At 56.6% G+C, this 13,275-nt stretch carries 12 protein-coding genes; 6 read left to right on the top strand and 6 right to left on the bottom strand.

Going from position 1 to position 13,275, the window contains the following annotated elements:
* Window positions 1–38: 38 nt before the first annotated feature.
* The gene (gene helD / locus BN3796_RS12410) at window positions 39–2,093 is read right to left on the bottom strand and encodes a DNA helicase IV (protein ID WP_061708634.1); all 2,055 of its coding nucleotides are present in this window, start codon (window positions 2,091–2,093) and stop codon (window positions 39–41) included.
* Between the two features lie 117 nt (window positions 2,094–2,210).
* Between helD and BN3796_RS12405 the strand changes: the two genes are divergently transcribed.
* Together BN3796_RS12405 and yccS are read left to right on the top strand one after the other, a co-directional pair.
* The gene (locus BN3796_RS12405) at window positions 2,211–2,657 is read left to right on the top strand and encodes a YccF domain-containing protein (protein ID WP_061708633.1); all 447 of its coding nucleotides are present in this window, start codon (window positions 2,211–2,213) and stop codon (window positions 2,655–2,657) included.
* A gap of 18 nt (window positions 2,658–2,675) precedes the next feature.
* Entirely contained in the window at window positions 2,676–4,829 is a 2,154-nt protein-coding gene (yccS, locus tag BN3796_RS12400; protein WP_061708632.1) for a YccS family putative transporter, read from the top strand.
* Here the strand turns inward: yccS and BN3796_RS12395 are convergent.
* Window positions 4,795–5,412 (bottom strand): TfoX/Sxy family DNA transformation protein, encoded by a 618-nt coding sequence (locus BN3796_RS12395; RefSeq protein WP_061708631.1) that lies wholly within the window; start codon window positions 5,410–5,412, stop codon window positions 4,795–4,797. The genes yccS and BN3796_RS12395 overlap by 35 nt on opposite strands.
* A gap of 217 nt (window positions 5,413–5,629) precedes the next feature.
* Here BN3796_RS12395 and sulA point away from each other — a divergent pair, with 217 nt between their 5' ends.
* Complete coding sequence (gene sulA / locus BN3796_RS12390) at window positions 5,630–6,124, top strand: SOS-induced cell division inhibitor SulA (RefSeq protein WP_061708630.1); 495 nt, start codon at window positions 5,630–5,632, stop codon at window positions 6,122–6,124.
* A 357-nt stretch (window positions 6,125–6,481) separates the two neighbouring features.
* Window positions 6,482–7,534 (top strand): porin OmpA, encoded by a 1,053-nt coding sequence (gene ompA / locus BN3796_RS12385; protein WP_148381790.1) that lies wholly within the window; start codon window positions 6,482–6,484, stop codon window positions 7,532–7,534.
* A 62-nt stretch (window positions 7,535–7,596) separates the two neighbouring features.
* Here ompA and matP read toward each other — a convergent pair whose 3' ends face one another.
* Window positions 7,597–8,052: a macrodomain Ter protein MatP gene (gene matP / locus BN3796_RS12380; RefSeq protein ID WP_061708628.1), complete on the bottom strand. Its 456-nt coding sequence runs from the start codon at window positions 8,050–8,052 to the stop codon at window positions 7,597–7,599.
* 185 nt (window positions 8,053–8,237) lie between these two features.
* Between matP and BN3796_RS12375 the strand changes: the two genes are divergently transcribed.
* Entirely contained in the window at window positions 8,238–9,998 is a 1,761-nt protein-coding gene (locus BN3796_RS12375) for an AAA family ATPase (RefSeq protein ID WP_061708627.1), read from the top strand.
* A gap of 68 nt (window positions 9,999–10,066) precedes the next feature.
* Entirely contained in the window at window positions 10,067–10,585 is a 519-nt protein-coding gene (fabA, locus tag BN3796_RS12370) for a bifunctional 3-hydroxydecanoyl-ACP dehydratase/trans-2-decenoyl-ACP isomerase (protein ID WP_061708626.1), read from the top strand.
* A 64-nt stretch (window positions 10,586–10,649) separates the two neighbouring features.
* Here the strand turns inward: fabA and rmf are convergent, their stop codons facing one another.
* The 3 genes from rmf to pqiB all read right to left on the bottom strand — a co-directional run bounded on the left by rmf (window position 10,650) and on the right by pqiB (window position 13,275).
* The gene (gene rmf, locus BN3796_RS12365; protein WP_061708625.1) at window positions 10,650–10,817 is read right to left on the bottom strand and encodes a ribosome modulation factor; all 168 of its coding nucleotides are present in this window, start codon (window positions 10,815–10,817) and stop codon (window positions 10,650–10,652) included.
* Window positions 10,818–11,071: 254 nt separating this feature from the next.
* A complete protein-coding gene (gene pqiC, locus BN3796_RS12360) occupies window positions 11,072–11,638 on the bottom strand; it encodes a membrane integrity-associated transporter subunit PqiC (RefSeq protein ID WP_061708624.1) in 567 nt (188 codons plus the stop codon).
* Window positions 11,635–13,275, bottom strand: coding sequence for an intermembrane transport protein PqiB (pqiB, locus tag BN3796_RS12355; RefSeq protein WP_061708623.1), 1,641 nt, complete (start codon window positions 13,273–13,275; stop codon window positions 11,635–11,637). The genes pqiC and pqiB overlap by 4 nt, the downstream gene beginning before the upstream one ends.

The following is a 13,275-nucleotide window of genomic DNA, read 5'->3' as shown; positions in this document are numbered from 1 at the left end:
CCCTCTTCCGGCGGCGCAGGCCGCCGGAAAACTCGCCGTCAGGGCTTTTTAGCCACCGGCACATCCACCGCTTTAAGGATCGCGACAAAGCGCGATGGCGCCTCCTGATTAAACAGCAGCCAGACGCGATGCCGCGCCCGTGTCAGGGCAACGTAGAGTAAACGGCGCTCCTCCGCATCGGGAAACGCCTCCGGCTCGGGCAGCAGCGCCTGCTCCATGATCGACTCCCGCGCCGGCGCCGGGAAGCCATCGCTCCCCTCCTGCAGCCCCAGAATGATCACATAGTCAGCCTGCTGGCCCTTGCTGGCATGGATCGTCATGAAATCGAGCTGGAGCTTCGGCCAGCGCGTGGCGGCCTTCTCCAGCAGGGCCGGTTTAAGATGGTGGTAGCGCGCCAGCAGCAGAATGCGCTCATCGGGCTTCACATAGCCGCTGAGCTTATCCAGCAGCGGCTCCAGCTGGCCGTCCGGCAGCAGCGTCACCGCCTTTTTATCTCCGGCCCGCAGGCTATTGAGCGGTTTTTTAAGCTGCCCGGGATTCTGCTGGATAAAGCGGTTGGCAATTTCACCGATGCGCGAGTTGAAGCGATAGGTCGTGTCGAGATCGCTGCGATCGCCCTCGCCAAAGTTATCGTGAAACGCGGTGGTCAGGGAGAGTTGCGCCCCGCTAAAACGGTAGATCGCCTGCCAGTCGTCCCCCACCGCAAATAGCGAAGTATGTTTATTTTGATCCCGTAAGGCCTTCAGCAGCGCCGCCCTTTGGGGCGAGATATCCTGAAATTCATCCACCAGAATATGTTTCCACGGGCTGACGAAACGCCCCTTCTCCAGAATCGCGATGGCCTGATGAATAAGCCCCGAAAAATCGACACTGTTTTCCGCCTTCAGCGCTGTTTTCCAGGCTTTTAACAGCGGCGCCATCAGCTTCACGCGCTTCGAAAAGAGGCTGCGGATAGCTTCCGGCGCGCCATCGATCATCTCCGCCTGGGTGCCGCCATGCATCCTCATCAGGCTGACCCAGCGGTCGAGGCGGCTGCCGAGCCGACGCGCCAGCGCCTCATCCTGCCAGAAGTTGCCTTCCGGGAGAGTCCAGGCAAGCTCCTCCTCCAGCCACTGCCGCCAGCCTTTCGCCTGCGCTTTTTTCTCGTTGCACTGCTGGCGCCACGCCTCAATAAACAGCGCCTGCCTTGCCTGGGCATCGTTTTCCAGGCGGCTTATGGTCGGCACTTTTTTGCTGCCCTGCTGAATAATTTGCAACGCCAGGGCGTGGAAGGTTTTCGCGCTGATGTCCTGGGTATGCAGCCGCGCCTGAATACGTTCGTCCATCTCCTGCGCCGCCTGCCGTCCGAAGGCCAGCAGCAGGATCTGATCGGGGCTCGCCTCACCGCGCGCCAGCAGCCAGCCGGCACGCGCCACCAGCACCGAGGTTTTACCGCTGCCCGCCCCCGCCAGCACCAGCAGCGACGTCTCGCCATTTACGACAGCCCTCGCCTGCGCGGGATTCAGTGGCGAGGACTCGACCTGGCTGAAGAAGTCGGCATATTCGCTCAGCATGGCGTCGGTCCAGGCCTGATTATGCGCCAGGCGGCTTTGTTCGATATCGGTCAGCCATCCCTGACACTGGCGCCACAGCTCACGGCAGTTTTCAAAGGCCTCCAGACGGGCCACCGGCAGCGGCAGCGCGGTGAGCGCCTGCCGGATACGCGCCTGCATTCCCGTAGTCTGCGCACGGGTGAGCCACTGCTTTTGTTCATGGCTATGGGCAATATCCGCCAGCACCTCTTGCAGAACCTGCGCCGCCACGTCGCTCATCTCTTCGCTCCACTGCTGCCAGCGGCCCGAGAGATGCTGATAAAAACGCTGCGTCTGCGCCCACTCCGTGCCATGCAGCCGAACCACTTTCTCCTCCGGCAGAACAAATTCCAGCTCACCCCATACGAGGCCGCGTTTACAGTGAATAGCCAGCAGCTGATTAAAGGGAATAAGGTATTCGTGGCGTTCCCCGGAGACTTTCACCCCGGCATTAAGAAGCTGCACGGAGTCATAGGGATGTTGCGCCAGCCGTTTGCCAAGAGAAGTTGCTTTGAGTTCCATGTCCAGCCCATCCGGTTATGATTGGTCACTAGTTTACCCGCCAGTTTTCAGGTGCTCCAGCCTAAAAAAGCGTTACAATCATCAGGTTTTAATTTTTCTGTCTGGCTGTGAGGACGTATGCGTACCGTTCTGAATATTTTGAATTTTGTCCTTGGCGGCTTCGCCACGACCCTTTCCTGGCTGCTGGCGACGCTGGTCAGCGTCGTGCTGGTGGTAACCCTTCCGCTTACCCGGTCGTGCTGGGAGATCGCCAAACTGTCGCTGGTTCCTTACGGGAATGAAGCGATTCACGTGGATGAACTCCACCCCGGTAACCGCAGCGCGCTGCTCAATACCGGCGGCACGTTGCTGAATATTATCTGGCTGGTGCTCTTTGGCTGGTGGCTCTGTCTGATGCATATCTTCGCTGGCATCGCGCAATGCATCTCCATCATCGGCATTCCGGTCGGGATTGCTAACTTTAAGATCGCCGCTATCGCGCTCTGGCCGGTAGGGCGCCGTGTGGTCTCTGTCGAAGTCGCCCGCGCCGCACGTGAAGCCAATGCCCGCGCGCGTTTTAATTAATAAGGACTGGCCGCGCTTATGCTAAGCCCATTGCTTCGTCGATATACATGGAACAGTAACTGGCTTTATAACGTCAGGATCTTTATCGCCCTCTGCGGCGCTGCAGCCCTTCCCTGGTGGATCGGGGATATCAAGCTCACCATTCCCCTGACGCTGGGGGTGGTGGCAGGTGCGCTGGCCGATCTTGACGACAGGCTTACCGGGCGTCTGCGTAACCTTATTATTACGCTGGTCTGCTTTTTTATCGCCTCCGCCTCGGTAGAGCTGCTTTTCCCCTGGCCCTGGCTGTTTGCCATTGGGTTAATGATCTCTACCAGCGGCTTTATCCTGCTGGGCGGGCTGGGACAGCGCTATGCCACTATCGCCTTCGGCGCGCTGCTGATCGCCATCTATACCATGCTGGGGGTCTCTCTCTATGACCACTGGTATCAGCAGCCGCTTCTGCTGCTGCTGGGGGCAATCTGGTATAACGCGCTGACCCTCACCGGCCACCTGATTTTTCCTATCCGTCCGCTGCAGGATAATCTCGCCCGCTGCTATGAGCAGCTGGCGCACTACCTTGAGTTGAAATCACGCCTGTTCGATCCCGATATCGAAGAGGAGAGCCAGGCGCCGCTCTACGATCTGGCGCTGGCGAACGGCCAGCTCGTCAATACGCTCAACCAGACCAAAAATTCCCTGCTGACCCGCCTGCGTGGCGATCGCGGACAGCGAGGCACCCGGCGCACGCTGCACTACTATTTTGTCGCGCAGGATATTCATGAACGGGCCAGCTCGTCGCATATCCAGTATGCCTCCCTGCGCGAGAAGTTCCGCTATAGCGACGTGATGTTCCGCTTTCAGCGCCTGCTCTCCATGCAGTCCCAGGCCTGCCAGCAGCTGGCGAGATCTGTCCTGCTCAGAACGCCCTACCAGCATGACTCCCGGTTTGAGCGCGCCTTCAGCCATCTCGACGCCGCGCTCGATCGGGTACAGGCCAGCGGCACCTCTGCGGAACAGATGAAAGCGCTGGGATTTTTGCTGAATAATCTGCGGGCCATCGATGCGCAGCTGGCTAATATTGAGTCCGAACAGTCGCTGGCGCGCCTGCGCAATGAGGCGGAGAGTCAGCTGGCCGATGATTCGCCCCGCGGCCTTGCCGATATGTGGTTACGCCTGAGCCGTAACTTCACCCCGGAGTCAGCGCTTTTTCGCCACGCGGTGCGTATGTCCGTCGTGCTGTGCGTCGGCTACGCCTTCATCCAGATAACCGGCCTGCAGCATGGCTACTGGATCCTGCTGACCAGCCTTTTTGTCTGCCAGCCAAACTACAATGCCACCCGCCACCGGCTGGCGCTGCGTATTATCGGCACGCTGGTGGGGGTCGCTATCGGGCTGCCGGTGCTCTGGTTTGTTCCTTCGGTGGAGGGACAGCTAATCCTCATTGTGATCACCGGCGTTCTGTTCTTTGCCTTTCGTAACGTTCAGTATGCCCACGCGACAATGTTTATCACGCTGCTGGTGCTGCTCTGCTTTAACCTGCTGGGCGAAGGCTTTGAGGTTGCGCTGCCGCGTATCGTGGATACCCTGATTGGCTGCGCTATCGCCTGGGCGGCGGTGAGTTTTATCTGGCCCGACTGGCGTTTTCGCAACCTGCCGCGCGCGCTGGAGAACGCCATCAACGCCAACTGCCGCTACCTGGACGCTATTCTGGAGCAGTATCACCAGGGTCGCGATAACCGTCTGGCCTACCGCATCGCCAGGCGGGATGCACATAACCGCGACGCGGAGCTGGCGTCGGTGGTCTCAAATATGTCCACGGAACCGAACGTGACGGAGGCGATCCGCGACGCCGCCTTCAGGCTGTTGACGCTGAACCATACCTTCACCAGCTATATCTCCACGCTCGGCGCGCACCGCGAGAAACTGAACCAGCCCGCAGTCCTCGCCCTTCTGGATGACGCCGTATGCTATGTTGACGACGCCCTTCATCACGGTCCGGCGGACGAGCCGCGCGTTCAGCGCGCGCTGGAGGAGATCAGCCGGCGGATTGCCCATCCAGAGCCCACAACAGAGGCCAAGGCGCCGCTTGTATTGCAACAGGTGGGGTTGCTCATCGCACTCTTGCCCGAAATCTGTCGTCTGCAGACGCGAATCGCTACCGATCGGCAGACGACTCAGGAAGCGCCTTAAACCATGCGAGCAGCTCCCGGCGTCTGGCTGCCGGGAGCGCCGCTTCGTGTAAGCCGGCGATCGCCCCTTCTAGCGCAAACAGCACCTTAATACTGAGATGACGGTTTTTGGCCCGCATTCTGAGCCAGCTCGCCTGCGCGCCCATCTGGCGCAGCATCGTTTCATCCTTTATGCCCGCCTCATAGAGCAGCACTTCCAGCTGGAAGGTAAGATTGGGCAGGTCCTTCAGCCGTTTACAATGAACGCGCTGGAGACGCTCCTCTCTCGCCGCGTCAAGGGCGAAGGAGGAGAGCTGCAGCAGTTTTTCCCGGTCCTGCCACAGGCCTTCATCCACCCGATAGTAGTTCAGCAGCACCGGCCTGCCCCGCTTAACCAGCGTTAAAAAGGGGGCGCTATGTTTGACGCAATAAGGGGCGCTTTGCTCACAGGCGCGAAGGTAGAGCTCACCGTTAGAGACCATCGCGAATACAGCGTTATCGACCGAGAGCGTATAGCCACCAAAAAGCGCGCGGTGACGAATATCACCCAGCGTGGAGAGGTATTCTTGCGATTGATAGATCCGCTTATATGATATGTTTTTCATGATAAAATCCTTCTATATCAGCAATTAACGACAACATTTTGTACTGCCGGATCCGTTAACAGAAAAATAGGCAACTTATCATCGCGCGGCAAGATGATTTTTAAAGGCCGGGTAAAAACACATCAATTTTGCGAAGCGCTTTCAGAAATTGAGGTTGATCTTTAGTCTGCGCAAGGGTACTGTATATCTATACAGTAACTACAGGGCTGGAATGATTATGTACACTTCAGGCTATGCAAATCGCTCAACCTCTTTCTCCTCTTCCGCAGGCTGCGCCGGCTACCCTTCTACCGGGCTGATTAGCGAAGTGATCTACCGTGAGGACCAGCCCCTGTTAACACAGTTGCTGTTACTGCCGCTGTTGCAGCAGCTTGGACAGCAGTCGCGCTGGCAGCTCTGGCTGACGCCGCAGCAAAAGCTGAGCCGCGAGTGGGTGCAGTCAGCGGGCCTGCCGCTCACAAAAGTGATGCAAATTAACCAGCTCTCCCCCTGCCACACGGTTGATTCCATGGTTCGTGCGCTGCGCACCGGGAACTACAGCGTGGTGATAGGCTGGCTGTCGGAAGAGTTAACGCAGGAAGAGCATGATCGGCTGGCGCAAGCTGCGGAAGCGGGTGAGGCGATGGGCTTTATCATGAGGCCGGTTCGTCACGATCCTCTTCGCAGGGGACAACTTTCCGGGTTAAAAATTCACTCAAATGCCTACCATTAATTCAGTTTAAGATTTTTCCTGGAAAATTTTTTTGAACTTTTGAGTGGCGTTTTGCGTCAGCAGTGAAAACTTCGGGAAAGCTTATCTGGCGCGGTTCTCGTTAAATTTATTGCACAAAGATCGGTCTATAAACGTTAAATATTCGGTATACGGAACTTTTTTTTTCCGTTGCCTGACGGAGTTCACACTTGTAAGTTTTCAAGTACGTTGTAGACTTTACATCGCCAGGGGTGCTCGGTCTAAGCCGAAGATATCGGTAGAGTTACTAGTTTGAGCTACGCCCCCCGGTGAAGGATTTAACCGTGATTTCTCACTGAGTTTTCATGGCGATTTTTGGATGATAACGAGGCGCAAAAAATGAAAAAGACAGCTATCGCGATTGCAGTGGCACTGGCTGGCTTCGCTACCGTAGCGCAGGCCGCTCCGAAAGATAATACCTGGTATGCAGGTGGTAAACTGGGCTGGTCTCAGTTCCATGATACTGGCTGGTACAACAGCTCCCTGAACAACGACGGCCCGACTCACGAAAGCCAGCTCGGTGCAGGTGCGTTCGGTGGTTATCAGGTTAACCCGTATGTTGGTTTTGAAATGGGTTACGACTGGTTAGGTCGTATGCCGTACAAAGGCGACAACATTAACGGCGCATTCAAAGCTCAGGGCGTACAGCTGACCGCTAAACTGGGTTACCCGGTTGCCGACGATCTGGACGTATATACCCGTCTGGGCGGCATGGTATGGCGCGCTGACTCCAGCAACAACATCGCTGGCGACGACCACGACACTGGCGTTTCCCCGGTATTCGCGGGCGGCGTAGAGTGGGCGATGACTCGTGATATCGCTACCCGTCTGGAATACCAGTGGGTTAACAACATCGGCGACGGCAACACCGTTGGCGTTCGTCCGGACAACGGCATGCTGAGCTTAGGTGTTTCCTACCGCTTCGGCCAGCAGGAAGCTGCTCCGGTAGTTGCTCCGGCTCCGGCTCCGGCTCCGGAAGTACAGACCAAGCACTTCACTCTGAAGTCTGACGTTCTGTTCAACTTCAACAAAGCGACCCTGAAACCGGAAGGTCAGCAGGCGCTGGATCAGCTGTACACCCAGCTGAGCAACCTGGATCCGAAAGATGGTTCCGTAGTGGTTCTGGGCTTCACCGACCGTATCGGTTCTGACGCTTACAACCAGGGTCTGTCTGAGAAACGTGCTCAGTCTGTTGTTGATTACCTGATCTCTAAAGGTATCCCGAGCAACAAGATCTCCGCACGTGGTATGGGCGAATCCAACCCGGTTACCGGCAACACCTGTGACAACGTGAAAGCTCGCGCTGCCCTGATCGACTGCCTGGCACCGGATCGTCGCGTAGAGATCGAAGTTAAAGGTATCAAAGACGTTGTAACTCAGCCTGCGGCATAAGTTACCCCGTTTGACAAAAAACCCCGCTATGCGGGGTTTTTTATTATCTGACTCTTTTCTTATTACTCTTTATTACCCAGCAGAGCCTGAAGGTCGTTTTTCAAAGAGGACATCTTGTGAGCATATTTTTCTTTATGCTCCGCGTCTTCAATCAGCTGCACGACCGTTTCCGACAAGGTTTTCCCCCGACGTTGCGCCAGCCCGGCCAGCCGCTGCCAGACCATAAACTCCAGGTCGATCGATTTTTTACGGGTATGCTGATGCTCGGCGTTAAAATGCCGCTTGCGGCGCGCGCGGATAGTCTGCTTCATACGGTTGAGCAACGCGGGATTGATGTGTTTATCTATCCAGCCGTTCACCTTCACCGGTTCGTTTTCGAGCGTCAGCAATAAATCTACAGCTTCCTTTGCGGCACTGGCTTCGATATAACAGGTGATAAGCTCTCCTTCACGATGCTTTTTCACCAGATATTTCCATTTCCAGCCGCTTTCGAGGTTTTCCAGTTGTTGATATTTCATTGCGATCTCAATGTTACCGTGTAACTTAGTTCAGAATATCAGTTTTTTTGCGCTCTGCTGAAAAGAAATCGTTGAGTCTGCGCCGTTATATCGCATTCCGCGCCGAAACCGCTATTCCTCCATGGGCAGCGTCAGCCGCTTGAGTTATAATCCACCGTTTTGAATCTGACTAAAAAACATCAACTTTGACCATTACGAAATTAGCATGGCGTGATCTGGTTCCCGATACCGACAGTTATCAGGAACTGTTTGCACAGCCCGATCTTGCGAAAGACCCTGAGTTTGTATTAAGCGAAACGCAGCCGCGTTTACACTATGCGCTTGAGCAGATGGTAAGCCCGTGGGCTACCTCTCCTTTCATGCTCTTAAAAGCGCCAGAAGAAGCGGAATATCTGGCGCTGTTGGCCGATGCCCTGCAACAGCTGCTTCCTGAATCAGAAACCGTTTTCGGCGGCGTCTACCGCATCAGCGGTCGCGACGTCACTTTTGAAGCGGCCCGGCAGGCTGACGACCGCTTCGCCACAACCGGCGGGATCGTCACGGCGGAATGGACCGAGGCGGAGCAGCTTTTCGGCTGCCTGCGCCAGTTTAACGGCGAGTTGACTCTGGAGCCTGGACTGGTGCATCGGGCCAACGGCGGCATATTGATGGTGTCGCTTCGCGCCCTTCTCGCCCAGCCGCTGCTGTGGATGAGGCTTAAATCTTTCGTTATGCATCAGCGCTTCGACTGGCTCACCTTTGATGAATCCCGCCCGCTGCCGGTTACCGTGCCGTCGATGCCCCTCTCGCTGAAGGTGGTACTGGTTGGCGATCGCGACTCGCTGGCTGACTTCCAGGAGATGGAGCCGGAGCTGGCGGAGCAGGCTGTCTATACAGAGTTTGAAGATAACCTTCAGATTGCCGATGAAGACGATATGCGCCAGTGGTGCGAATGGGTGTTGTCTGTCGCCGGGCGTGCGGCCCTGCCCGCCCCTGCGGCTGACGCCTGGCCTGGCCTTATCCGCGAAGCTGTACGCTATACCGGCGATCGTGAAACGCTGCCGCTCTGCCCCCTGTGGATTGGCCGGCAGCTGCGCGAAGTAGGCGCGATCAGCGGCGAAGGACACTTTAGCGGCGAGCAGCTTGCCCAAATGCTTTTGCAACGGGAATGGCGGGGAGGTTTTCTGGCCGAGCGTATGCAGGATGAGATCCTGCTGGAGCAGATCTTGGTTGAGACCGAAGGCGAACGCGTGGGGCAGATTAACGCCCTGTCGGTCATTGAATTTCCAGGCCATCCTCGCGCCTTTGGCGAACCGTCCCGCATCAGCTGCGTGGTACATATTGGCGACGGCGAGTTGACCGACATAGAGCGCAAAGCCGAGCTGGGGGGAAATATCCACGCTAAGGGCATGATGATCATGCAGGCGTTCCTGATGTCGCAGCTCGATCTGGAGCAGCAGCTTCCCTTCTCCGCCTCCCTGACGTTTGAGCAGTCCTACAGCGAGGTAGATGGCGACAGCGCCTCCATGGCCGAGCTTTGCGCTTTAATCAGCGCCCTGGCCGATGTGCCGATTAACCAGAATATCGCCATTACCGGCTCAGTGGATCAGTTTGGTCGCGCCCAGCCTGTCGGCGGGCTGAATGAGAAGATCGAGGGATTTTTCACCATCTGCCAGCAGCGCGGTCTGAACGGCAAACAGGGGGTGATTATTCCCGCGGCGAACGCACGCCACCTCAGTCTCAATCAGGAACTTCTCGATGCGGTAGAGGCGGGACAGTTTACTCTCTGGGCGATAGAAGATATTACCGATGCGCTCCCCCTGCTGACCAACCTCGTCTGGGACGGCGAAGGGCAAACCACGCTGATGCAAACCATTCAGGAGCGCATTGCCCAGGCAACTCAGCAGGATGCGCGCCACCGTTATCCCTGGCCGTTACGCTGGCTGGGCTGGTTGAATCGTAACTGATCGGACTTGTTCAGCGTACACGTGTTCGCTATCCTGCGTGCTTCACTAAAATAAGGCTTACTGAGAACATGGTAGATAAACGCGAATCCTATACTAAAGAAGATCTTCTTGCCTCTGGTCGCGGTGAACTGTTTGGCGCAAAAGGCCCGCAGTTGCCGGCACCGAACATGCTGATGATGGACCGTGTCGTGAAAATGACCGAAACCGGCGGCAACTTCGATAAGGGTTACGTAGAAGCGGAACTCGATATCAACCCGGACCTGTGGTTCTTCGGCTGCCACTTTATCGGCGATCCGGTTATGCCGGGCTGTCTGGGTCTCGATGCCATGTGGCAGCTGGTCGGTTTCTACCTGGGCTGGCTCGGCGGCGAAGGCAAAGGCCGCGCCCTGGGCGTGGGTGAAGTGAAATTTACCGGCCAGGTACTGCCTTCTGCGAAAAAAGTGACCTATCGTATTCACTTCAAACGCGTGGTTAACCGTCGCCTGATCATGGGCCTGGCGGATGGCGAAGTGCTGGTCGACGATCGTCTGATCTATACTGCCAACGATCTGAAAGTTGGCCTCTTCCAGGACACCTCTGCATTCTGATGGATGCCCTCCTGTAAGGCGAAACCTCCGCAGCGCGGAGGTTTCTTTTTCTAAAGAGACGGTATCAGGCAATAAGTACCCTGTCTCCGATGGCTTCTCGCCAGCCTCCCAGCCATTGCGAACGCTGATTCAGCGATTGATAGGGACACATTTCTTTTGAGCGTCCGGCGATGCCAGCCTGATAACCACGTTGATGAGCCCGTTCCAGGCGATCTCGTTTCTGTCTCTTCATGCCTCGTTTCCCTCATTTCTGGTCTGGTGGAAAAGAAAACAGTGGTTGCAAAATGTGCAATCACAGGTAACGAATACCCCGAATCGCTGCCATCGTCAATGCGCAAAATTCACGCCAGTGTCATATTTGTGAACTAAGCAGAAGTTCATTTGTACAAAAATTGTTCGCTCGTATCAGTAACGACCTGAAGCCCAAACGAAAAAAAAGCCGCAATCAGCTTCTGGCTGATTACGGCCTCGCTCGATGAAATTTACTTATGGCAGTCGGGAAATCTCGCTGGCGATGGAGGCCGCCTCCTGCGCCCATCCCTGCGCCAGCATTTTCACCATCTCGTCATAACCATCCTGCTGCTGCTTAAGCTCGACGTGGAACGGACGTTTAATCAGCTGTCCCTGGTGATTCAGCAGCCACTCGCCGCTGACAATCACCCGGCCATCGTAACGGCCGTGAAAGCCCGTGACGTTAACGTTAAGCGTATCCTGCTGCGTACCCAGCGGCTGGGAGGCGACCACCCAACCCGGCAGCTGGCTGCTCAGGTTCGCCACCAGCGCGTTGCGTAGCTGCTGGTCGAGCGGGCTGGCCCACAGATTATTGCTGGCAATTACGTACTGCACATCGCTGGTCTGATAGACCACGCCGTTGCCCGCCAGATAGTCGGGCACGCTGACCTGCTCCACCCACAGCAGGCGGCTGGACTGCGCCATGCTGCTCTGCCCGACGGTCTGGGAGGCCATCGGCAGCTGGTAGTAACTTTTATTATCACCGCCTGAGCTGCAGGCCGTTAAGGCCAGGGCTCCGGCGATCAATAACCATTTTTTCATTCTTTTGCCCTCTTCGGCTCAGGATCTTTTTTGTCTTTCGCTTCAAATACCAGCGCGTTGCTCTTTTCGTTGAGCGTTTTCAGAACCGGCTGAAGCTCGCGCAGAACCTGATCCAGGCGCTGCATATCCCCCACCATCTTGTTATAGGCTGCCGATCCCGGCTGGAAGCCCTGCATACTCCGGTTCAGCTCGCGCAGCGTGTTCTGCATATCCTGCGGCAGCTGCTGCACAGACTGGTTCGCTGTGATTCTGTTGAGATTATCCAGCGTGGTTTGCAGACGGCGCATGGTCGCCTGGGTTTCCGTCAGGCTGTTGGTCGCCTGCTGTACCAGCGGATTCAGCGGCAGATTGTTGATCTTATCCAGAGTATCCATCAGTCGCTGCTGGATCTGCGCCAGGCCACTGCTGACCGTCGGGATAATCTTATAACCGCCAAACTCACGCATACCGGTAATCGGCGGCGCTTTCGGGTAAAAGTCCATATCCACGTAGAGCGCGCCGGTTACCAGGTTGCCGGTTTTGAGCGAGCCGCGCAGCCCGCGCTTCATCAGATCGGTGATGTGGGTACCAATGTCGGTCTCCACGCCCACTTTATTGATCAGGCGCTCAGGCTCGATGCGGATCAGCACCGGGATACGGTAATCATCGTCCAGCACCTGACGCAGCCCCGGCACGAAGAACGGCACCTGACCCACGGTTCCCAGACGAATGCCGCGAAACTCTACCGGCGCGCCCGGTTGCAGGCCGCGAACGGAATCTTTAAAGAACATCAGATAGTCGATATGATCGGTATAGAGCGCATCCTGAATACTTTTCTGATCGTTATAGAGCGGGAACTCTGTTTTTTCTGCGACCGGCTGCCCCAGCTCCAGCCCTTCCGGCACGTCGAAGCTAACGCCGCCGCCAAAGAGCGTCGACAGCGACCCCATCTCCACGCGCATCCCGGCAGAGGTAAGATCAACCGCGATACCGCTGTCTTTCCAGAAGCGCACGTTGCTGGTCACCAGACGATCGTTTGGCGCATTAATAAAGAGCTGATAGCGGATGGTCCGTTTCTGCGCGTCAAAGGTGCTGGTTTCAACCGAGCCGACGCGATAGCCACGGAACAACACCGGGTCACCCGGAGAGAGCTGGCCCGCTTTTTTACTCTCCAGAATCACGCGGATCCCCTTTGCATCCGGCGGCGCCAGCGGAGGGGAGTCAAGCAGCTGATACTGTGGGGGCTGGGCACCCTTCGTCCCAGGCTGAAGTTCAATATAGGCGCCGGAAAGCAGCGTGCCGAGGCCGCTAATTCCCTCACGCCCGACCTGCGGCTTCACCACCCAAAACACCGAGTCGCCATGCAGCAGCTTTTCCATGCCGGCACGCAGACGAGCTTTGATCTCCACATGGGTCAGATCGTCGGTAAGGGTCGCGCTCTCCACTACGCCCACATCAACGCTTCGGCTCTTGATGGGGGTTTTACCCCCTTCGATGCCTTCGGCGTTGTTGGTGATCAGCGTCACCACCGGTCCCTGGTGACTATAATGATAAAACAGGATCCATGCGCCGATCAGGGCGGTTACGATGGGAAAAATCCACACCGGCGACCAGTTTCTGACCTTCTGCACTTTGGCCTCTCCACTCTTATTTTCCAT

The organism is Pseudenterobacter timonensis, assembly GCF_900021175.1.
In the GTDB taxonomy this organism is placed as follows: domain Bacteria; phylum Pseudomonadota; class Gammaproteobacteria; order Enterobacterales; family Enterobacteriaceae; genus Enterobacter; species Enterobacter timonensis.
Note: the sequence above shows the minus strand (reverse complement) of the source record. Positions and strands in the feature narration are given on the sequence as shown.